Raw genomic sequence first — 21,681 nt, 5'->3', positions numbered from 1 at the left:
GCCCGACCCCGCCCCGATCCATCCGACAGGAGGCACCATGCTCCGGACCATTAGCCCGGAACCGCTTGTCGCGGACGCTCCCTCGCGCCTGCTCCCGGCCCGGCAGGGCTGGTGGTTCGTCAGCGAAGGCGGCTCCGCCAAACTCCTCCCCGCGCAGGTCGACGCCGACGGCACCGTCGCGCCGGCCACGCTGGACCGGCTGCGTGAGCAGGGACTGCTGCGCAAGCGTCCGCCGAGCACTTACTCCCTCACGGTGCTGACCAGCACCGACTGCAACCTGGGCTGCGGCTACTGCTTCCAGAACATCGCGCAGGACCCGCGCGGGGGATCCCGGCCGCCCCGGATCGAGCACGCCCGGCTCAAGCCGGATACGACCTCTGCGATCCTCGACTTCACCCGCGCCCGGATGGCCGAGGCGAAGCTGGACAAGCTCGCCGTGATGCTGTTCGGCGGAGAGCCGCTGCTCAATCTGCGCGGCGCCGTCGACCTCCTGGAACGCGCCGCGGAGCTCGGCAAACTCACCGTGTCCATGGTCTCCAACGGCACGCTGCTCACGCCGCTGGTCGTCAGGACCCTGAATGCCGCGGGCCTGGGCTCCGTGCAGCTCACCTTCGACGGCGACCGGGACGAGCACGACGCGATCCGCGTCACCCGCTCCGGCGGGCCGACCTTCGACAAGATCGTGGACAACGCGGCGCAGGCGATGAGCGCGGCGTCAGTGCGCTGGCATCTGCGGGTCAACGTCTCGCACCACAACCGGCACGGGATGGACGCGCTGGTCCAGCGGCTGGCCGACCGGCTCGACGTGACGCAGTGCACCATCCAGTTCGCGCTCATCGGCGACGTCGGCGTCGGCTACGGCAACGAACTCGCCTACGGCGGCGCGCTCGCCGCGGAGTTCACCCGCTGGCACCGTGCGGCCCAGGAACGCGGCTTCTCGCTGACCCGCCCGCGTTCGGGCAAGGGCTGCCAGGCGTGTGAGCACCCTGACGGCCAGTACGGCGCGGTGGTCAGCGCCGACGGCTCGCTGGCCAGCTGCTGGGAGACCGCCGGCCGGCCGGAGTGGGTCGTGGGCGACGTCGACGGCGGCTACCTGTCCGGCGAGCACATCGCGGACCGCTGGATCACCTGCACCGACCAGTACCGGCACGGCGAGCACGCGGCGGAGCTGGCGGCGTTCCAGGACGAGGTCGACGCCGAACTGCTCGACCTGCTGCACCCGGCCGGGGACCGCTGAACCCCGACCTCTCGGAGGTGGAACACATGACCAGCACTGGAATCCTGCGCGAGAACCGGGACTTCCGCCGCTTCTGGACCGGCTCGACCCTGTCGACGCTGGGCTCGCAGATGTCCCTGATCGCCTTCCCGCTGCTGGTCCTCTCGCTCGGCGCGGGCGCCGCCGAGGCCGGTCTGGTCGCCACCTGCTCGCTGGTGACCCGGCTGGCCCTGCGGCTGCCGGCCGGCAACCTGGTGGACCGCACGGACCGGCGGCGGCTGATGCTGGCCACCGACCTGGTCCGGCTGGTCGCCCTGGGCAGCATCCCGATCGCCGGAGGGTTCGGCGCGCTCGGCTACCCGCAGCTGCTCGTGGTCGCGATCGTCGAGGGCAGCGCGACGGCGCTGTTCGGCCCGGCCAGCCGGATCGCCGTGCGCGATGTCGTGCCCGAGCATCAGCTCTCTGACGCACTGTCGAAGGAACAGGCCGCGCTCGGGACCGCCACGCTGGTCGGACCGTTCCTGGGCGGCTGGCTGTTCGCCGTGGACCGGATCCTGCCGTTCACCGCCGACGCGCTTTCCTATGCGGTGTCCGCGGTTCTTCTGCTGGGGATGGCCACTCGGCCACAGCCCGCCGACCCGGCGACTCCGCGTCCGACCGGTGCTCTGGCCGGTGTGCGGTGGCTCGGGCGACGGCCGGCACTTCTCAGGGCTCTACTGTTCGGCTCGCTGCTGAACCTGGGCGGGGCCGCGGCCGAGGTGGCCGTGGTGGTGACGTTGCGGGAGAAGCACACCGCGGGCACGGTGATCGGTCTGGTGATGGCGTGCGCCGGAGTGGGCGCCGTCCTCGGAGCCCTGGCCGCACCACGAGTGATCGCGCTGCTCGACCCCGGGCCGCTGTTCCTGGTGGTGGGCGTGGTCTGGACGTTCGGCTTCGCGGCGTTCGCCGCGGCCCCCACGCCGCTGGTGGTCGGTCCGGTTCTGGTGCTGCTCATCTTCCTCACCCCGCCGGCCGGGATCCTGGTCGGACGGGTACTGCTCACCGAGTCCCCGCGCGAGTTGCTCGGCCGGATCTCGACCGCCGCCGATCTGCTGATGGCGGGCCTGGCGTCGCTGGGCCCGGCGGCGGCCGGCGTGTTGCTCCAGGACGCCGGGATCTCGCGGACGTGGGTGCTGCTGGCCGCGGTGATAGCCGCCGGGACAGCTGTCGCGGCGCTCCCGCTGTTGCGGGGCGGGGCACTGTCGGCGACGGCCGAGAGCGGGTCGAGCGGGAGTGTGTCGACCGAGAGCGGGTCGAGCAAGGGTGTGTCGAGCGAGGAGCAGGGCCTAGGCGACGAGGTCGCGCTGGGTGACGAGGCCGTCTTCCTGGAACCCGATCTCGTCCTGCACTCTGAATCAGATCTCGAAGACGACGGCTCGCAGGAGACACCATGACCGCCGTGAACGAGCACACCAGCCTCGTCACCCGCGGCTATCCACCGGCTCCGCGCACTGGCCCGGTCGAGGTGCTGCACGGCATCCCGGTCGCGGACCCGTACCGCTGGCTGGAGGACGAGTCCGACCCGGAAACGGCGGCGTGGAGTGCGGCTCAGGAAGACCTGTTCGCCGCGCATCGGAGCGGCTGGGCCTTGCTGGAACCGATGCGCCGCCGCATAGCAGAGCTCGTGGATACCGGGTCGGTCAGCGTTCCGGTCGCGCGCGGCGGACTGCTGTTCAACACGGTCCGCGAACCGGGCCGCGACCAAGCCGCGCTGCGTGTCTGCGACGCCGGGGGCCACGACGCGCGCACCCTCTGGGACCCGCTCGTCCACGACCCGAGTGGGCTGACGGTGCTGGAGTCCTGGGATCCGTCCCAGGACGGTTCGCTGATCGCCGTGCAGTACTCGGCGGCCGGGACCGAGGACACCCGACTCGTGGTGCTCGACGTCGCGACCGGCCGCCCGGTGGACGGCCCGATCGAGCGGCTGCGACGCTCCCCGCTGGCGTGGCTGCCGGACTCCAGCGGCTTCTACTATGTGCGCCGCCGACCGCCGGAGGAGATACCCGGCGAGGAGCGCTACCACCGCCGGGTCCGCCTGCACCGGCTCGGGACCGACCCGGAGGGCGACGCGCTGATCTTCGGCGAAGGCCGGGCCATGGACGACTTCTACACCCCGGCCCTGTCGCCGGACGGCCGCTGGCTGACGATCGCCGTCACCCGCGGCGCGGATCCCGCGACCGAGCTCTGGCTGGCCGACCTCGGCTCGGGGGCGCCCGAGGCCCCGGTGCTGCGACATGTGCTCGGGTCCGGGAGAGCGCGGCTGGACCTGGTGATCCCGGCGGGCACCGGGCCGCATGACCGGGCCTATCTGATTACCTATCAGGACGCGCCGAACGGCCGGCTTGAGAGTGCTTCCCCCGCCGCGCTCACCGGGTCCGGACCGGAGTCACGCTCGGCCGTGTCCGACGCTCCCGATCCGCAACTCACTGATTCGATCGCCAGTTCGTACCCTGATTCGGTCCCTGATTCGCAGCCGGTGGATCCGCCGCGCGCCGACCGCTCGCCTTCCGTCCTCGTCCCCGAGGACCCCGAGGCCGTGTTGACCGAGGTCGCCGCCCTCGACGGCCTGCTCCTGCTCACCCGCGTGCGTCACGGCGTCTGCGAGCTCACCGTCCACGACCCGCGCACCGGAGACCAGCTGCACCGCCTCGCGCTGCCCGGCCCGGGCACCGTCGGCAGCGTGCGCCCCGCACCCGACGGCCGCGAGGCGTGGTTCGGCTACACCGACCACATCACGCCCAGCCGCGTAATGCACTTCGACGCCCGCTCCGCCGCGCTCACCGGGTGGGCCTCGGCCCCCGGCGCCCCGGTCATCGAGGGCTGCGTCGTGCGACGAATCCGCTACGCCGCGCATGACGGCACGCCGGTCACCGCCTTCGTCCTGTCCCCGTCCGGCCGCCCGGACCGCCCGCGCCCGACCGTGGTCAGCGGCTACGGCGGCTTCGGCGCCTCGATCGTCCCCGGCTGGGCCGCGCAGGCCCTGGCCTGGGTCGAGATGGGCGGCGTCTACGTCTTCACCTGCCTGCGCGGCGGCGGCGAGGAGGGTCAGGCCTGGCACGACGCCGGGCGCCGGGCCAACAAGCAGGCCACCTTCGATGATCTGGACGCCGCCGCCGACCGGCTGGTCGCCGCCGGCTGGGCCGACCCCGCGCGCCTGGGTCTGCTCGGCAGCTCCAACGGCGGCCTGACCGTCGCCGCCGCGCTGACGCAGCACCCTGAGAAGTACGCGGCCGTCGTGTCCGTCGCCCCGCTGCTGGACATGGTGCGCTACGAACACTCCGGCATGGGCCCCAGCTGGCGCGAGGAGTACGGCACCGCCGCCGATCCCGCGGACCTCGCCGTCCTGCACGCCTACTCGCCCTACCACCACGTCCGTGAATCGGTCGACTACCCGGCCGTCCTGTTCGGCGTGGCCGACGGCGACACCCGCGTCGATCCGCTGCACGCCCGCAAGATGTGCGCGGCCCTGCAACACGCCTCGGCCGCTCCCGCCCCGATCCTGCTGCGCCTGGAGCGCGGCGTGGGCCACGGGGCCCGCGGGACCGCCACGACCGTCGACCTGTTCGCCGACGTCATGACGTTCCTCGCCGAACACCTCGACCTCGCCCGCGACACCGCGTGATCCTGATCAGTCGTGATCCTCCTCAGTCCCGCCGAGCGACCACCCGATACGCGTTCGAGAGCCCGAACCGGCGTATCAGGGCCCTGGGCATGATCCGGTCCAGGACTGTCGCCGCGGCCAGCGCCGGGATACCCGCGATCACGACCGCCGCCCGCGTGACGCGCTTGAGCCGCCCCGGCCGCCGGGGCAGCCACGGCGCCTCGTCCCGCGGCGCGATGCCGTCGACCACGAACCAGGTCGCGGCGAGCAGGTCGACGCGGTCGTGCGGCTCGGTGTGCTGTTCGGCCACGACGGTGAACCCGAGCGCGCCGAGCCGTTCGCGCAGGTTGCGGACCGGAATGAAGTGCAGGTGTTGGGGCTGCAGCCACGGCAGCCAGCGGCGGCCGAGCAGCCGGGAGTAGCGGCTGGCCGCGTCGGGGACCTCGATCAGCAGATAGCCGCCGGGCCGGATGGCCAGCCGCGCGGCCTCCAACTCCAGCCCGGGCTCCACGCTGTGCTCCAGGTAGTGGAACATGCTCACCACGTCGTAGGTCCCCGCCACGGTCGGCGCGACCTGGACGAAGCTGCCCCGGTAGCCGCGCCGGACGCGTCCGGCGCGTTCGGCCAGTTCCGCGCCGTCGGTGAAGTCCAGGCCGTCGAACTCGGTGTGCGGGAAGACGGCGCGCGCCGCCTCGCAGAAGTGGCCGTGTCCGGTACCGACGTCCAGCCAGCTGCCGGGCTGGTCCGTGTGCGGTGCCAGCGCCTCGGCGCGTTTCCGGTAGATCGCGCTGCGTCCGGCGAAGATGCTGCCGCTGCTCTTCTCGCCGAGGCCGTCGTAGAAGTCGCGGTAGTAGAACTCCAAGCCCTCGGGACTCAGGCGCGGATTCTGGAAGATGTGCCCGCACTCCAGGCACCGGTCCAGCCGGAAGTGGCCGGGTTTGTGTTGGAGCAGGTCCGTGGTGTGCAGCCGCTCCCGGAGTCGGTCCGAGCCGCACCACGGACAGATCGTCCGTCGCGGTTCGAAGTAGCGGTCGACGCCGTCCTTGAGGTCGGCCTCATATGCGGGGCGCCGTGACGCGATCTCTTCTGTACGGCTCACGCGCATTGCATATCATACGTCTGATTATGTCGCCAGGGCCGCGCGGCGACAGGGACATGTCAGGTTGTGGTCTTCCGGTGGAAGTTCTCTGCGGCCTCGGCGCCGATTAGCGCTGATCAGGGCGTTCGCGCCGCACGTTTCATCTCAGGGTCAGAAGACATCTGCTGTGCGCATTATCGTCGATACAGGTTTACAGCACGCCACTTCCGACATCACGTTCGATGTGCCAGACTCCCTACCCGTTGGTAACCCTGAAACCCTGATCGGTAACCCTGAGTCAGCGGCCTGACGGCCGCGCCGCCAGGACGGAGTTGCGATGCCCGTTGCACGGGATCGACGAGAACTGGTTGTCGGGATAAGCCCCTGTGGTGTCCCGAACGCACGCCTGGCCGCCGCGGTCGGGCGCGGCGGGGGCACCGGGGTCGTGGACCTCGGGGCCGGAGGTCGGGCCGCGCGGGAGGCGCTGGGCTTAGCCGCCGAATGGCTGCCCGACGGGTTCGGCGTCAGGTGCGGACGGGGTTGCGGACTGGAGCTCGCCGAGCTCAGCCGGATCGGTTCGGGGCGAGTCAACCTGGTGGTGCTCGGCTCCGAGGCTCCGTGGAACGCGGACGAGGTGGCGCTGGCGGGCTATCGCGTCCTGGTCGAGGTGACCGACGCGTCCGAGGCGCACGCCGCCGCGACGGCCGGCGCCCACGCTCTGATCGCGAAGGGATCCGAAGCCGGCGGCCGCATCGGCGAGCTGAGCACCTTCGTCCTGCTCCAACGCCTCCTGGCCGAGCCCGGCCTCGACCTCCCGATCTGGGCCGCCGGCGGCATCGGCGAGCACACCGCCGCGGCGGCGGTCATCGGCGGCGCCGCCGGCGTCGTCCTGGACACCCAGCTGGCGCTGCTGCCGGAAGCCGAGCTGCCCGAAGACATCCGCGCCGCGCTCCGGGCCACGGACGGATCCGAGACCGTGGTCGCCGACGGTCATCGAGTACTGCGAACCCCCGCTTCCGACACCCTGCTCCCGATCGGCCAAGACGGCTTCCTCGCCGACCGCTTCCTCAAGCGCCACAGCGATACCGTCGGCGCGGTACGCGCCGTGCACTCGGCGATCGTCGAGGCGATCCGCGACGCGGACAGCGCCGGATCCCTTGCCCCGTTCGCCCCCCTCGCCACCACGCTCGGCCTGCGCGTACCGGTGGCTCAGGGCCCGATGACCCGCGTCAGTGACCAGGCAGACTTCGCCGCGGCGGTCGCCGAGGACGGAGCCCTGCCCTTCCTCGCCCTGGCGCTGGCGAACAGCGATCAGACCCGCGCGATGATGGAGCAGACCAAGGCCACGCTCGGCGACCGTCCCTGGGGCGTCGGGATCCTCGGCTTCGCTCCCGCGGAACTCCGGGCCGCGCAGCTGGAGATCGTCAGGGAGCTGCGACCGGCGTGCGCGATCGTCGCCGGCGGCCGCCCCGCGCAGGCCCGCGCACTTGAAGACGTCGGTATCGCGACGTTCCTGCACGCACCCTCACCCGGCCTGCTCCGCCAGTTCCTCACCGCCGGGTCCCGCAGGTTCGTCTTCGAAGGCTCGGAGTGCGGCGGCCATACCGGTCCGCGCGCCAGCTTCCCGCTCTGGGAGGCACAACTCGGCGTCATCGAGGACTGGCTCGCCGAGCAAACGCAGACGCAAACGCAGACGCAAGCACAGGCGCAAGCACCGGCTGACGGCCTCCAAGTCCTGTTCGCCGGCGGAATCCACGACGCACGCTCCGCCGCGATGGTCGCCGCCCTGGCCCGGACGGTCCTCGGCGCCGGAGTGCAGATCGGCGTCCTCATGGGCACCGCCTACCTGTTCACCGAAGAATCCGTGGCGCGCGGCGCGATCCAACCCCTGTTCCAACGGCAAGCCCTCGCCGCCGAGGCGACCGCCCTGCTGGAATCAGCCCCCGGACACACCACGCGCGGCATCGTCAGCCCCTTCACCACCGAGTTCCAGACCCTTCGCCGGCAGCTGCAAGCCGGCGACGTGCCGCAGCGTGAAGCCTGGGAACAGCTTGAGCAGCTGAACGTCGGCCGCCTGCGCATCGCCAGCAAGGCCCTGTCGCGCGACGGCGCCGAACTGGTTCAGATCGGCGAGGACCGGCAGCTGCGCGAAGGCCTGTTCATGGCGGGCCAGGTAGCGGTGCTCCGCGACTCCGTCACCACCGTCGCCGACCTGCACGCCGACGTCACCGAGGGCGCAAGCGCGTTCTACACCGCGCAGCGCGACGAAGCGGCCCGTGCCCTCGGAATACGCATCGAGACCGACGAAGCCGAGGAACAGCCTCCGGCGCCCCTGGACATCGCCATCGTGGGAATGGCCTGCGTCTTCCCCGGCTCCCCGGACCTCGCAGCATTCTGGGCGACGATCCTGGACGGTGCCGACCGCATCACCGAGGTACCGACGGACCGCTGGGACTCAGAGCTCTTCTACGATCCGGACGCCGTCGGCCCCGCAGCCGGGCGCGGGACGCCCTCCAAATGGGGCGGCTTCCTCCCGCCGATCCCTTTCGACCCGCTGCGCTACGGCATTCCGCCGAACGCGCTGAGCAGCATCGAACCGACGCAGCTGCTGGCCCTGGAAGTCGCCCGGCGCGCGCTGGCCGACGCCGGATACGACCGCCCCGGCGTGGACCACGACCGAACCTCGGTGGTCTTCGGCGCCGAGGCCGGCAGCGACCTGTCCAACGCGGGCGTACTGCGCACCACGCTGCCCGCCTACCTCGGCCCGCTCCCGGCCGGACTCGACGAACAACTTCCCCGGCTCACCGAGGACTCGTTCACCGGCGTCCTGGCCAACGTCATCGCCGGCCGCATCGCCAACCGGCTGGACCTCGGCGGCGCCAACTACACCGTCGACGCGGCCTGCGCCTCCTCGCTGGCGGCCGTCGACATCGCCTGCAAGGAGCTCACGCTCGGCACCAGCGATCTGGTGCTGTGCGGCGGCGTCGACACGCACAACGGGATCAACGACTTCCTGCTCTTCTCCTCGGTCCACGCGCTGTCCCCGACCGGCCGCTCCCGCGCGTTCGACGCCGCCGCCGACGGCATCGCCCTCGGCGAGGGCGCCGCCTGCGTCGTGCTGAAGCGGCTCGCCGACGCCGAACGCGACGGCGACCGGGTCTACGCGGTCGTCAAGGGCGTCGGCAGTGCCAGCGACGGCCGCGCGCTCGGACTGACCGCGCCGCGGCCGGAGGGCCAGCGGCGCGCGCTGGAGCGCTCCTACCGGTCGGCGGGCGTGTCCCCGGCCCGGATCGGCCTGGTCGAGGCGCACGGCACCGGGACCGTGGTCGGCGACCGCACCGAGCTCAGCACCCTGACGAAGCTGTTCGCCGAGGCGGGTGCCGAGCCCGGCGGCTGCGCCCTGGGCTCGGTCAAGTCCCAGATCGGGCACACCAAGTGCGCCGCGGGCCTGGCCGGACTCGTGAAGACCGCACTCGCGGTGCACACCGGAGTGCGGCCGCCGACGGTGAACATCAGCCACCCGAATCCGGCGTGGACCGCGGACCAGAGCCCGTTCACGTTCCGCGCCGCCCCGGCGCCCTGGGCCCGGCCGCCCGGCGACCGCGTCGCGGGCGTCAGTGCTTTCGGGTTCGGCGGCACCAACTTCCACGTCGTGCTCTCCGGTCACGAGCGGGCCGTGGATCCCCGGCACGGCCGGGACGACTGGGCCGCGGAGCTCTTCGTCTTCCGCGGCGCCGACCGTGCCGCCGCACACCGTGCCCTCAGTACCCTGCTCAGCCGGGTGGCCGCCGACCCGGGCAAGACGCCGTGGCGGCTCCGCGACCTGGCGCTGGCCGCGGCCCGGACCTGCGACGCCCGCACCGACCGCGCGTGGGTGGCCCTGGTCGCATCAGACCTCGAACACCTGGCGTCCCTCGCCGGCCGCGCGCTGGCCGGGGAGCACGACCCGGCCTCGGGACTGCACCAGCCGCCCGACGAAGCGTTCTTCGGACCCGGCGCCCCGGAATCCGGGGGCACCGGGTTCCTGTTCCCCGGGCAGGGGAGTCAGCGTCCTGGGATGCTCGCCGAACTGTTCGTCGCGTTCCCCGAACTCCAGCACTACCTGCGGCTGGGCCGGGAGTGGGCCGAGATCCTCAACCCGCCGACCGCCTTCGATGACGCGACCGCGGCGGACCAGGGGCGACGCATCCGGGACACGCGGGTCGCGCAGCCGGTGCTCGGCGTCGGCGGGCTCGCCGTCGACCATCTGCTGCGCAAGCTCGGGATCCGGCCCGATGCGGTGGGCGGCCACAGCTACGGCGAACTCGTCGCACTGGCGAGCGCCGGAGCCCTGGACCCGGCGGCGCTTCTGGACGCCAGCCGGGGCCGCGCGCAGGCGATCCTCGACGCGGCCGGCGACGACCCGGGCGCCATGGCCGCGGTCACCGCCGGAGGCGAGGAGATCGCAGCCCTGCTCGCGGAGCACGGCCTTGCCGACCGCGTCGTGCTGGCGAATCAGAACTCTCCCCGACAGGTCGTCATCTCGGGTCCCAGTGAGGATGTCGACGCCGCGGTCTCCCACCTGCGCGCCGCCGAGATCGGGGCGAAGCGCATCCGGGTCGCCTGCGCGTTCCACAGTCCGGTGGTCGCGGCGGCCGGCGAGGCATTCGCCCAGATCATGGACAAGGTCCCGGTGCGCGCCCCGGAGATCCCGGTCTACGCGAACCGCACAGCCGCGCCATACGGCCCGACCGCCGACGACGTCCGGGCCGAACTCGGCGCCCAGATCGGCGCGCCGGTACGGTTCGCCGACCAGATCGAGGCGATGTACGCGGCGGGCGTCCGGGTGTTCGTCGAAGCCGGGCCCGGCAGGGTCCTGACAAATCTGGTGGACGCGATCCTGCACGACCGCCCACACCTCGCCGTCGCCTGCGAGGAACGGCCCGGCGCCGGAGTGCCCGGCCTGCTCGCGGCCGTGGCCCGGCTGGCCACCGCCGGGGTCGCGCTCCGGACCGGCTGGCTGGTCGAGGGCCGCGACGCCCGGGACGCCGCCACCGCGACCGCGTCCACCCGACCCGGCTGGACGGTCGACGGCCGCCACGTCCGCACCGCCGACGGGGCCGGCGTGCCCGGCGGCCTCACCCCGGCCCGGCGAATCTCTCTGGAGGGCACCATCGTGACGCACGATTCCGCGACCAGGTCGGAAGCGGCCCAGGACGCCTTGCTCGCCGAGTTCCTGAGGACCAACCGCGAGATGATCGCCGCGCAGCGCGACGTGCTGCTGGCGTATCTCGGCGGGGCGCCGGCCGGACGCCTGGTGTGGCAGGGCTCTGAGGCGGCGGTGCCCTTGGCCGTCCCCGCGGCCGTCGCGGCGCCGATGACGCCTGCGGGTCCGGCGTCCGCCCCGCCTGCGGTGACTGCTTCGAGCCAGCCGCCGACCGGGCAGAAGGCCGAGGAACCCGTCACCGATCTGCTCGGCACGATCCTGGCGATCATCAGCGCCCGCACCGGGTATCCGTCCGACATGATCGAGCCCGAGCTCGACCTGGAGGCGGAGCTGAGCATCGACTCGATCAAACGTACGGAGATCGCCGGAGAGCTCGCCGAACGCCTGGGCCTGGCCGCCGCCGAACTCGACGACGACCAGTTGGAGGAACTGGCCAAGGCCCGCACGGCGAACGCCATCGCCGACTGGCTCCGGGACCACCTCGACGGCGGATCCGAGCCGCAACCGGCGCCCATCGCACCCGTATCCCAGGCCACTGAGCCCCTATCCTCCGCGCTGGCTCCGAAGCGCTTCGTCATGAACGAGGAAGAGCACGGCTTCCCAGAACCCCTCGACAACGCGATCCTGGCCGGAACCCGCTTCGCGATCGTCGGAGCCGCGGGCACCGGCCCGGTGGAGCAGGCGCTCTCGCAGCGGCTCACAGAGCTCGGCGCGTCCGTCGAGCTCCGCAGCGATCGGACCGAAGCCGCGGCCGCGGCCGAGGTCCAGGCCGACGGGATCGTTCACCTGGGAGCACTCGGCGCGGGCGACAGCATGGAGCCCCGGCTCCTCCCGCACAGTTTCGGCGCGATCAAGAAGGCGCTGGCCGGATCGCCGCGCTGGTTCCTCGCCGCAGCGCCGCTCCAGGACCGCATCGCCGGTGCCGGGCTGCGCGGCCTGTGGCGCACCATCGCCCGCGAGTACCCGCAGACCGTCGCGCGCCTCGTAGAGGTGGACCGGGACGCGACCGCCGACGAACTCGCGGCCCAGTTGGTCGAGGAGATCGTGAGTTCGGACCGCGAACCGGTCGTGGTGCGCCACAACGGATCCCGCCGCCGGATCACCCCGGTGGAGACCTCGCTCGGCACACTGGCCACGAACGGGGCCGGACCGGCAGGGGACGGAACCGCCGAGATCCAGGCGCTCGGCCTCGACCGCGACTCGGTCGTCGTGCTCATCGGCGGCGCGCGCGGGATCACCGCGCACCTGGCCGAGACGTTGGCCGCCGCCTGCCGCTGCCGCGTCGAGCTCGTGGGCCGCACCCCGCTGCCGGACGGCGCCGAGTCGGCCGCGACGGCGGCCGCCCCGGACCGGGCGGCCTTGCGTGCCGCGCTGATCGCCAACGGACTGAGTGTCCCGGCCGAGATCGAACGCGAAGTCGGCCGCATCCTCGCGGGCCGTGAGGTGTCCGCGACGCTCGCGCGGATCGGCGCCTTGGGCAGCGCCGTGCGCTACCACTCGCTCGACGTGCAGAACAGCGAGGCCCTGCACCGGCTGCTGAAGGGCATCCACACCGAGCACGGACGCATCGACGCGGTCTTCTACGCCGCCGGCATCATCGAGGACAAGCTCATCGCCGACAAGGACCCGGCCTCCTTCGCACGGGTCTTCGCCACCAAGGCCGAGGGTGCCAGAACACTGATCGCAGGCCTCGACGATCTCCCCGGGCGTCCCCGCCACACCGTTCTGTTCGGCAGCATCGCGGCTGTGTTCGGCAACCGTGGCCAGTGCGACTACGCCAGCGCCAACGACGCGCTCGAAGCAGTCGGCGCGGACTGGTCGGACCGGACCGGCGCGCACTGTCTGACGGTGCACTGGGGACCGTGGGCGCCGTCGGCCGAGCACGGCGGGATGGTCACGCCGGAGTTGATGCAGGCCTACGGCAAGCGCGGTATCGGCCTGATCGATCCCGAGGAAGGGGTGTTGGCCCTGCTCCGGGAGCTGGCGTGGGGCGACGGCCCGGCGTCGGTGGTCTACACGGCGTCCCAGTGGTGATCGTCAACGCGGAGGCGGATGTGCACGCGGGAGTGGCCCCGGTCGCCGTCGTCGGGATGGCGGTGCTGTTGCCGGGGGCCCCGGATCTGGACGCCTACTGGCGCAACCTGGTCGCCGGCACCGATTGCATCACCGACGTTCCAGCGCACCGATGGGACCCGGAGTTCCACGACCCGGCGGCCGATCCGTCACGGCCGGATCGGATCTACTGCCGACGCGGCGGGTTCGTGGACGGACTCACGGAGTTCGATCCGCTGGCGTACGGGATCATGCCGGACTCGGTCGCCGGTGCCGAGCCGGACCAGCTGCTCGCGCTTCGCGTGGCGGCCGATGCCATCGCGGACGCGGGGGGTCGGGACCGGCTTCCGGCCGGCGATCGGGTCGGCGTCATCCTTGGCCGGGGCGGGTATCTGACACCCGGCCTGGTCCGTCTCGACCAGCGCGTCCGCACCGCCAACCAGCTGGTCCGGACTCTTCGAGAACTGATACCCGGGCTCGCCGAGGAGCGGCTGGACGCGATCCAGGCCGCCTTCACCGAGACGCTCGGCCCGAACCGGCCCGAGGCCGCGATCGGCCTGGTCCCGAACCTGGCCGCGTCCCGGATCGCGAACCGGTTGGACCTGCGCGGCCCGGCCTACACCGTGGACGCGGCCTGCGCCTCCTCGCTCGTCGCGGTCGACCAGGCGGTGGGCGAGTTGGTCTCAGGGCGCTGTGACGTGATGTTGGCCGGGGGCGTCCACCACTGTCACGACATCACGTTCTGGAGCGTGTTCAGCCAGCTCGGAGCGCTCTCTCGGACCGGGCGGATCCGGCCGTTCCATCGGGGCGCCGACGGGATCCTGATCGGTGAGGGCACCGGTGTGGTGGTGCTGAAGCGGCTGGCGGACGCGCAGGCCGCCGGTGATCGGGTCTATGCCGTGATCCGTGGCACCGGCGTGGCCAGCGATGGACGCTCTGCGAGCCTGCTCAACCCGGAGCCGGCCGGACAGATGCGGGCGGTGCGCGCGGCTTGGGCGGCCGCCGGGCTGGACCCGCTCGCCGCCGACGCGATCGGGCTGCTGGAGGCGCACGGCACGGCGACGCCGGCCGGCGACCGTGCGGAGTTGCTGACCATCGCAGAGGTCTTTGGTCCGGCGCGCAACGATGACGAGGCCGCCGGTGGTGCGCCGGCGCTGGGGTCGGTCAAGTCGATGATCGGGCACACCATGCCGGCTGCGGGGATCGCCAGCCTGGTGAAGGCCGCGTTGGCGGTGCATCACGGAGTGCTGCCGCCGACGTTGCACTGCGAGGATCCGCACCCTGATCTGAAAGGCACGCGATTCCGGACGTTGGCCGAAGCCGAGGATTGGCCGGAGACCGGGACGCCTCGGCGCGCTGGGGTCAACGCCTTCGGGTTCGGCGGGATCAACGCGCACGTCGTCTTGGAGCAGGCGCCGGATCGGCCTCGGCGGCGTCGGGGAGCGGTTGGCGGTGCGGTGAGCGGTGTGGTTGACGGTGGTGCGGTGCCGGAACGCGAGGTGCGGTTGGCGGCTGATGACCTCGATGCGCTCGCTCGGATGCTCGATGCGGTGGAGTCCGAGCGGGATCCGGGCTCGTTTTCGCAGCGGGGCACCGGCGCGTACCGGATCGCGCTGATCGATCCGACGCCTCGGAGCTTCAAGCTGGCGCGGCGCGTCATCGCGAACGCGAAGCCGTGGCGTGGCCGCGGGGATCTGTGGTTCACGCCGCGTCCGCTGCTCGCGGGGCGTGGCGGTGAGTCCGGGGCCGAATCCGGTGCGGAGATTGGTGCTGAATCTGGTGTCGAATCTTGTGTCGAGCCCGGCGCTGAGCCCGGTGCTGAGTCTGGTTTCGAGTCCGGCGCTGACCGGATCGCGTTTGTGTTCCCGGGGCTCGAAGTCGACTTCGCGCCGCGCGTTGACGATGTCGCGGCCCGACTCGGGGTGTCCGGGCCCGGATACGGCGCGGACAGCGTCGGCTCGCACGGGCTCGGCGTGTTCGAGGTCGGGCGGCTGCTTGAAGGTGCCCTGACCCAGATGGGCATCCGACCGGCGGCGGTCGCCGGGCACAGCGTCGGAGAGTGGACCGCGATGGCCGGCGCGGGCATGTTCGCCGGCTCCGCGGTGGACGATTTCGTTGCCGGCTTCGACCCGGACTCGCTGCGGGTGCCCGGGCTGGTCTTCGGTGCCGTGGGTGCCGGTGCTGAGCGGGTGGCCGCGTTGCTGCCGCGGTATCCGGGGATCGTGTTGTCGCACGACAACGGGCCGAATCAGTGTGTCGTGTGCGGGCCCGAAGAGACGATGGCCGAGTTGCTGCGGGAGCTTCGGCGGCAGAATCTGCTGTGCCAGGTGCTGCCGTTCCGGTCGGGGTTCCACACGCCGATGCTCGAACCGTACCTCGGCCCGATCCTGGAGGCGTTCGAACACTTCGAGGTGCGGGCGCCGACGGTTCCGGTGTGGTCGGCGACGCTGGCCGCGCCGTTCCCGACGGACGCTGAGCAGGTGCGGCGGGTCTTCGTCCGGCACCTGGTGGAGACCGTTCGGTTCCGGCAGACGATCGAGGGGATGTATGAGGCCGGGATTCGGGCCTTCGTCCAGGTCGGCACCGGGGCTTTGGCGACGGTGATCGGTGATGTGCTCGGCGAGCGGGACCATCTGGCTATCGCGGCGAACGCGCCGCAGCGGGATGGGCTGGCTCAGCTTCGGCGGGTCGCGGCGGCGTTCTGGGCTGAAGGGTTCGAGACCAGTGATGGGCTGTTCGGCGGGCGTGCGAAGACGTCGGCGAAGCGTCGCAGTGCTCCGATGCAGTTGGATCTCGGCGGTGCGCTCGTCGGTTTGGGGGAGAGGGCTGCCGGGCTGGTGCCTGCTGCCAGTGGGCTGACGGGGCGCGACGAGCTCGATGAGCTGGATGGGCTTGCGGCCCGGTACCCGATGGCGGCGGAGGTCGCGTTGCTGCTGCGCGAGACGGCGGCGAGTACGGGGGCTGTGTTGGCCGCTCGGCAGGCCGCTGCCTCTTCTGCTGCCTCTTCTGCTTCTGCTTCTGCCTCTGCCTCTGCCTCTGTTTCTGCTTCTGCTTCGGTTTCGCCTTCGGTTTCTGCTTCCGGCGAGCGGCGGATCACGCTCGCTGTGGATACCGACTCAATGCCCTACCTCCTTGACCACTGCTTCTTCGCGCAGCGTGACGACTGGCCTGATGTGACCGACCGCTTCCCCGTCGTTCCCGCCACCACGGTGATCCAGCACATGATCGACGCCGCGGGCGGTCACGCGATCGCGGTGCGCGACGCCCGGTTCGACCAGTGGACGGCCGCCGCGCCACCGACCAGCGTCAACATCGTGGTTCGGCCGGATGAGAACGGCGCGGTCAAGGTCGAGTTCGGGCCCTATGCGCGGGCGGCCATTGAGCGGGCGGCCATTGAGACAGGGCCTGGATTCTCTCCGGCGCCACCGGCTTGGCCTGTCGAACCTGTGAACGAGCGCTCGCCGTCCATTGCCGCCCGGACCCTCTATGACGACCGCTGGATGTTCCACGGCCCTGTGTTTCGGGGCGTCGAGGAACTGACGGCCATCGGGGACCGGCATGTGCGCGGTGTGATCTCTGCGCTGGCGACGCCGGGCGCCATTCTGGACAACGTCGGTCAGTTGCTCGGCTACTGGGTCATGGACACCCTGCCCGATCGGACCGTCGTGTTCCCGATGGGGATGAAGCGCATCGTATTCCATGGTCCGACGCCGCGTGAGTCAGTGGCCTGCCATATCCGGATCCGGAGCGTCGAGGACACGGTTGTGGTCGCCGACGCTCAGCTGGTCAGCGCCGGTCGGGTCTGGGCCGAGATCTCCGGCTGGACCGATCGGCGGTTCGGGAGCCATCCGGACACCAAAGCCGTCGAGCGTGATCCGGGCGGTGCGTTGCTGGCCCGCCGGCGTCCCGGCGGTTGGTTCGCGGTCTTCGACCGCTGGACCGACCCGGCGTCGCGGCAGCTGCGGATGCGCAGCTATCTCGGTGCCGCCGAGCGTGACCTGTTCGAGGCGCGCCCGCCGCGTGGCCGGCGGCAGTGGCTGCTGGGACGCATCGCGGTCAAGGACGCGGTCCGGCAGGCGATCTGGGACGAGGACGGTCGGCGGAAACTCTTCCCCGCCGAGATCACGGTGGGCAACGACGAGGCCGGACGGCCTCTCGTCTCGGGCACGCATGGCCGGGCGCTGCCGCCGTTCGCGGTGTCGATCGCGCATGCCGGGGACGTCGGCGTCGCGATCGTGCGTCCCACCGCCGGGGATCGTCGGCCGCAGATCGGGATCGATGTCGAGGTGGTCGCCGCGCGCGACGCTGCGACGCTCGCCTTCGCGCTGTCAGAGGACGAACTCACCCGGCTGCGAGGGCTCGTCGACTTGGGCGGGGAGGGCGAGGATCTGTGGTTCGCCCGGTTCTGGACCGCGAAGGAGGCGGTCGCGAAGGCGCTGGGTACCGGCCTGGCGGGCAACCCGCGGCACTTCGGCGTCGTGGGGGCCACCGCTTCCGGCGCCGTGGTCGAGGTTCGCGGCGGTGGCGCTGGAGTGGGCCGCCATTTCCGCGTGCGCCTGGAACAGCTCGCCAATCCGGATGACCTACCCGCACGACAGTACGTGGTCGCTTGGACCGAGGGACCGGACACCGACAACCATCAGGAGACAGACACGTGACCGCTGAGACGACGACCACGGTGCTCGCGGAAGTCGCCGCCATGCTCGGCTCGATTCTGGACGAGTACGGGATCGACGACATCGACATCGACCGGGACAGCCGGTTCCACGACGATCTGGAGCTGGAGAGCGTGGATCTGGTCACGCTCGCCGGGATGCTCGCGGAGCGGTATGGGGAGCGCGTCAACCTGGCCGAGTTCATCGCCGATCTCGGGCTGGACGAGATCATCGAACTCACGGTCGGGCAGCTTGTGGAGCATGTGACTGTGTCCCTCGCCGCCGATGCCTCTGCCACCCCCGCTACTTCCGCTAACTCTGTTAACTCAGCTACTTCCGCTAACTCAGCTACCTCCGCCGCCCCCTTCACCCCCGTCACTAGTTCCGAATCGAGCTGATCGCGATGCCCGCCACCAGCGCCAACGGGATCCGTCAGAACTACGAGGTGCTGCTCCCGCGCGATGCCGCACCGAACCCGCCGACCATCGTGTGCGTCCACGGCATCCTGATCGACAGCCTCGCGAGCTACTACTTCACCGTCGCCCAGGCGCTGCGCGCCGCCGGCTTCCGCGTGGTCCTCTACGACCTGCGCGGCCACGGCAAGACCGAGCAGCCGCCATCCGCCTACCGCCTCGACGACTTCGTAGACGACCTGGCCGCCCTCCTCGACACCCTGGACGTCGGCGAGGCCCACTTCCTCGGCAACTCCTTCGGCGGCACCATCGTCTACGGCCTCGCCGCACGCCACCCCCACCGCGTCACCGGCATCGTCGCCATCGAGTCCGAACCGGCCACCGCCCCCTGGTCCACGAAGATGGCCGCCAACCTCCACAAAGCCGCGACCCAACTGGGCACCTTCGAAGCAACAGCCTGGATAACCGCCCGCTACGGCCGCGACCTGGCCCGCCGCTCCAAGCGCGCCGCCCGCCTCCTAGCAGCCACCACCCTGGAGCGCGACCTACCGACAAGCACAATCCTGTCGGCCCCACAGATCGCCGAAATCGCCTGCCCGACCCTCGCCCTCTACGGCTCCAAGAGCGACCTCGCGGACCAAGCAGAACACCTGCGCACCCTGATGCCCCGCTACGAACCGGTCATCCTGCCGGGCCTGGAGCACTCAGTGCTGGTCGAGGCACCGGCGCGAGTACTGGACCTGATCCTCGGATGGCTGGCGGAGCACCGGCTCGCCGAGCGGGGTTCGGCGTGAGGGCGGCGAATCAAGCAAAGCCCGGCGGCATGATCGTGGCCGATTCCGGCGCGGGCGTGGCTGACCTGGCGGGTTCCGGCACGAGGGTGGCAGGCCAGGCTGAGTTTGGCGCGAGCGAGGTTGTGCGCCCGCGCCGGTTCCTGATCGTCGTCCCGCCCCTGGTCGGCCACATCAACCCCACCGTCGGCGTCGCAGCCGCTCTGGTTGCGCGCGGCCACCAAGTTGCGTGGGTCGGGAATCCCGAGTTGGTCGGTAGTCTCGCCGGGCCTGGTGCCGAGGTGCTGGACTGTGCGGTGCCGGGTGCGCCTGTCGTGCGGGCGGCGGGGTTGCGGGGGCCGGCGGCGCTGAAGTTTCTGTGGGAGACGTTCCTCATTCCGCTCGCGGAGGCGATGGTGCCCGGCGTGGCGGCTGCGGTTGAGGCGTTCGCGCCGGATGTCATGCTCGTGGATCAGCAGGCTGTGGCTGGTGCGGTGGTGGCGATGCGGTGTGGTGTGCCGTGGGCGACCTCTGCGACGACGGCCGCGGAGCTGGGGAACCCGCTCGCGGCGATGCCCAAGGTCGATGCGTGGGTGCGGCAGTTGTTGCTTGAGCTGGAGGTGCGCAATGGTCTGGCGACCACGGCTGCCTCGCCGCGCTATCAGTGTACGTACGGTGACCTGCGCTTTTCCCCGCACCTCGTCCTGGCCTACAGCACCGCCGCTCTGTCCGGCGAGGTCGCGGCCCTGCGCGAGACGCTGCGCTACGTCGGCCCGTCCATCGCCGAGCGTCCGACGGACCCGGCGTTCCCCTGGCACCGGCTCCCCGACGACCGCCCGCTGGTCTTCGCGAGTGTCGGGACGGCGAACTCGGACGCCAGCGCGTCGTTCCTCCAAGCGTGCGCCGAAGCGATCGCCGACCGGCCGCACCTGTTCGGCGTCGTCGCGGATCCGACAGCAGCCGTGGCGCCGGCGGACAACGTCCTGGCCGTTCCGCACGTCCCGCAGCTAGACCTACTCCAGCGCGCCGACGCCGCCATCTGCCACGCGGGCCAGAACACCGTGTGCGAGGCGCTGTATCACGGGGTCCCGCTGGTCGTCGCCCCGATCCGGGACGATCAGCCGGTAGTCGCGCAGCAGGTCACGGCGGCCGGAGCGGGTGTCCGCATCCGCTTCGCCCACGCGCGTCCGACCCAGATCGGCACGGCCCTGGACCAGGTCCTGACCGAGCCGGCGTTCGCCGCCGCGGCCCGCCGGGTCGGGGAGTCATTCCGTGGAGCGGGGGGAGCGGCTGCGGCGGCCGAGCACCTGGAGTCCCTGGCATACCTGGAGTCCCTGGCATAATGGTGGGTATGCGTAACCGACTTCTTGGCAGGTCCACGGGCGCCGACTGGTAGAGGTCGGGCACGCCGGGTGGTCCGGCGGCCCTGCCCTGCGAGGAAGAGTGTCCCGTTCCATTCGGCACGGATCGCTGTGGCCTGCTCAGGCTGACGACGAGTCCAGTGTTTCTGTTGTTACGCGTGCGCTTTATGACCTGCGCTACTCCGCCGCCGAGGTGGAGCTGGCCGAGGCCGAGGGGCGCCGTGCGCGGCCGCAGCGTGTACGACCCGCCACCGAGAATCCGTGCAGCCGGGGCCGGTGTGGTGATTTCGCGCTGATCAACGGTGTGTACGCGGCGGCGCAGAGCAGCGTTCGCACCGCTGAGCGTGCGGCCCTCGGCGAGTTGCGGAAGCTGGCCAACAGCGGCGCCGGGGCGGCCGACAGCGGCGCCGGGGCGGCCGACGGGGTCGACTTCGGTGAGCGCGCCAACGGTCGGCGGGCCGCCTGGTGAAAGAGCCGGCTGCGGCTGACGCAAGTGATGTGTGGATGCGACAAGCGGATACGACAATCAGTCGTAGTACTCAGCAGGCGCGGCGAGGACCGCCGAGAAGTACATCGGCATCGCGTCCTCGTCGTCCTCATCGCCGTCGAGCGGGATGTCGTCGCGCGAGTTCCGCGAGAAGCCCAGCGTCAGGTCCCTGACCTGCGGGTGGAAGTACTCGCGGTCCTCGATCCGATAGCCCGCCGCCTCGATCCGCGCCAGCACCTCGGCTGCCGGGGTCCGGAACACGTCGATGCCCCGCCAGGTCACGGAGATCTCCTCCGGACCGGCGAACGGCCGCCAGATCTCCACCGACGTCAGGGTCTTGCCGTCCTCGAGGTGAAACGTGATCGCGAACTGCGCCAACACGGTGTCGACCTTCATGAACGCCCACCCGCGCGGCGGCCCCTCATCGATGACCCGGACCCGCCCGAGCGCCGCGGCCGCCGCCTTGACCTCCTCGGCGGGCATGCCGAAGGGGAAGCCGGTGATGCCGTTCGGCGGGTCCAGGTCGATGTGCACGGTGACACTCTAGGAGGCCCGTCCCGTTGTAGGCCATCGGAGCGAACCTCGGCATGCCGGGCCCGCGAGCGGGACAGAAATCCGGTCATGAGCCCACTGACCAGGGTCGTCACGCTTGCCGCGGCGATCGCGGTGGCCGCGTGGGCCGGTGTGGAGACCACGGGCCGCGCCGCGCCGCAACCCACGCGGAGCGCGAGCGCGACAGGCAGGGCGAACGCGCTCTCCGCAGCCGCCCCGCGATTCCTCCACATCCCCTCCCGCGTGGCACC

Annotated in this window: 11 protein-coding genes and 1 pseudogene; 10 read left to right on the top strand and 2 right to left on the bottom strand. The window is 71.5% G+C overall.

The genetic code is table 11. The features are described 5' to 3' along the window. Positions 1 to 37: 37 nt before the first annotated feature. Genes KGQ19_RS36920 through KGQ19_RS36910 form a run of 3 tightly spaced genes read left to right on the top strand, consistent with a single transcriptional unit; the run spans position 38 to position 4,877 of the window. Entirely contained in the window at positions 38 to 1,237 is a 1,200-nt protein-coding gene (locus KGQ19_RS36920; protein ID WP_212018036.1) for a radical SAM protein, read from the top strand. Between the two features lie 26 nt (positions 1,238 to 1,263). Beyond that, positions 1,264 to 2,649 carry an MFS transporter gene (locus tag KGQ19_RS36915; protein WP_212018035.1) on the top strand — a complete coding sequence of 462 codons (1,386 nt, stop codon included), beginning with the start codon at positions 1,264 to 1,266 and terminating at the stop codon, positions 2,647 to 2,649. Next, positions 2,646 to 4,877 (top strand): prolyl oligopeptidase family serine peptidase, encoded by a 2,232-nt coding sequence (locus KGQ19_RS36910; RefSeq protein ID WP_212018033.1) that lies wholly within the window; start codon positions 2,646 to 2,648, stop codon positions 4,875 to 4,877. The genes KGQ19_RS36915 and KGQ19_RS36910 overlap by 4 nt, the downstream gene beginning before the upstream one ends. Before the next feature lie 22 nt (positions 4,878 to 4,899). Here the strand turns inward: KGQ19_RS36910 and KGQ19_RS36905 are convergent, their stop codons facing one another. Continuing rightward, entirely contained in the window at positions 4,900 to 5,961 is a 1,062-nt protein-coding gene (locus KGQ19_RS36905; protein WP_212018031.1) for a class I SAM-dependent methyltransferase, read from the bottom strand. A 310-nt stretch (positions 5,962 to 6,271) separates the two neighbouring features. Between KGQ19_RS36905 and KGQ19_RS36900 the strand changes: the two genes are divergently transcribed. From KGQ19_RS36900 to KGQ19_RS36875, 6 genes and pseudogenes are all read left to right on the top strand, one after another. After that, positions 6,272 to 13,174 carry a type I polyketide synthase gene (locus KGQ19_RS36900; RefSeq protein ID WP_212018029.1) on the top strand — a complete coding sequence of 2,301 codons (6,903 nt, stop codon included), beginning with the start codon at positions 6,272 to 6,274 and terminating at the stop codon, positions 13,172 to 13,174. 56 nt (positions 13,175 to 13,230) lie between these two features. Further along, a complete protein-coding gene (locus tag KGQ19_RS52240) occupies positions 13,231 to 17,850 on the top strand; it encodes a type I polyketide synthase (protein WP_212018042.1) in 4,620 nt (1,539 codons plus the stop codon). A gap of 41 nt (positions 17,851 to 17,891) precedes the next feature. Continuing rightward, positions 17,892 to 18,137, top strand: a pseudogene (locus KGQ19_RS53095) (phosphopantetheine-binding protein); the annotation flags it as partial. Between the two features lie 113 nt (positions 18,138 to 18,250). Further along, positions 18,251 to 19,054 carry an alpha/beta fold hydrolase gene (locus KGQ19_RS36885; protein ID WP_212018027.1) on the top strand — a complete coding sequence of 268 codons (804 nt, stop codon included), beginning with the start codon at positions 18,251 to 18,253 and terminating at the stop codon, positions 19,052 to 19,054. Positions 19,055 to 19,176: 122 nt separating this feature from the next. Next, complete coding sequence (locus KGQ19_RS36880) at positions 19,177 to 20,373, top strand: glycosyltransferase (RefSeq protein WP_307856616.1); 1,197 nt, start codon at positions 19,177 to 19,179, stop codon at positions 20,371 to 20,373. A 100-nt stretch (positions 20,374 to 20,473) separates the two neighbouring features. Further along, the gene (locus KGQ19_RS36875) at positions 20,474 to 20,860 is read left to right on the top strand and encodes a hypothetical protein (protein WP_212018025.1); all 387 of its coding nucleotides are present in this window, start codon (positions 20,474 to 20,476) and stop codon (positions 20,858 to 20,860) included. A 57-nt stretch (positions 20,861 to 20,917) separates the two neighbouring features. Here the strand turns inward: KGQ19_RS36875 and KGQ19_RS36870 are convergent, their stop codons facing one another. After that, entirely contained in the window at positions 20,918 to 21,412 is a 495-nt protein-coding gene (locus KGQ19_RS36870) for a hypothetical protein (RefSeq protein ID WP_212018023.1), read from the bottom strand. Between the two features lie 87 nt (positions 21,413 to 21,499). Here KGQ19_RS36870 and KGQ19_RS36865 point away from each other — a divergent pair. Then, on the top strand, positions 21,500 to 21,681 hold a 182-nt coding region (locus KGQ19_RS36865; protein ID WP_212018021.1), incomplete at its 3' end, for a hypothetical protein.

The organism is Catenulispora pinistramenti, assembly GCF_018274385.1.
Taxonomy (GTDB): domain Bacteria; phylum Actinomycetota; class Actinomycetes; order Streptomycetales; family Catenulisporaceae; genus Catenulispora; species Catenulispora pinistramenti.
The sequence above is the reverse complement of the archived record's forward strand: the minus strand, read 5'-3'. Positions and strand labels throughout refer to the sequence as shown.

Excerpts from the sequence above, each read along its gene's own strand:
- KGQ19_RS36920 (WP_212018036.1), top strand. The coding sequence starts at position 38 with ATGCTCCGGACCATTAGCCCGGAACCGCTTGTCGCGGACGCTCCCTCG.
- KGQ19_RS36915 (WP_212018035.1), top strand. The coding sequence starts at position 1,264 with ATGACCAGCACTGGAATCCTGCGCGAGAACCGGGACTTCCGCCGCTTC.
- KGQ19_RS36885 (WP_212018027.1), top strand. The coding sequence starts at position 18,251 with ATGCCCGCCACCAGCGCCAACGGGATCCGTCAGAACTACGAGGTGCTG.
- KGQ19_RS52240 (WP_212018042.1), top strand. The coding sequence starts at position 13,231 with ATGGCGGTGCTGTTGCCGGGGGCCCCGGATCTGGACGCCTACTGGCGC.
- KGQ19_RS36900 (WP_212018029.1), top strand. The coding sequence starts at position 6,272 with ATGCCCGTTGCACGGGATCGACGAGAACTGGTTGTCGGGATAAGCCCC.
- KGQ19_RS36905 (WP_212018031.1), bottom strand. The coding sequence starts at position 5,961 with ATGCGCGTGAGCCGTACAGAAGAGATCGCGTCACGGCGCCCCGCATAT.
- KGQ19_RS36910 (WP_212018033.1), top strand. The coding sequence starts at position 2,646 with ATGACCGCCGTGAACGAGCACACCAGCCTCGTCACCCGCGGCTATCCA.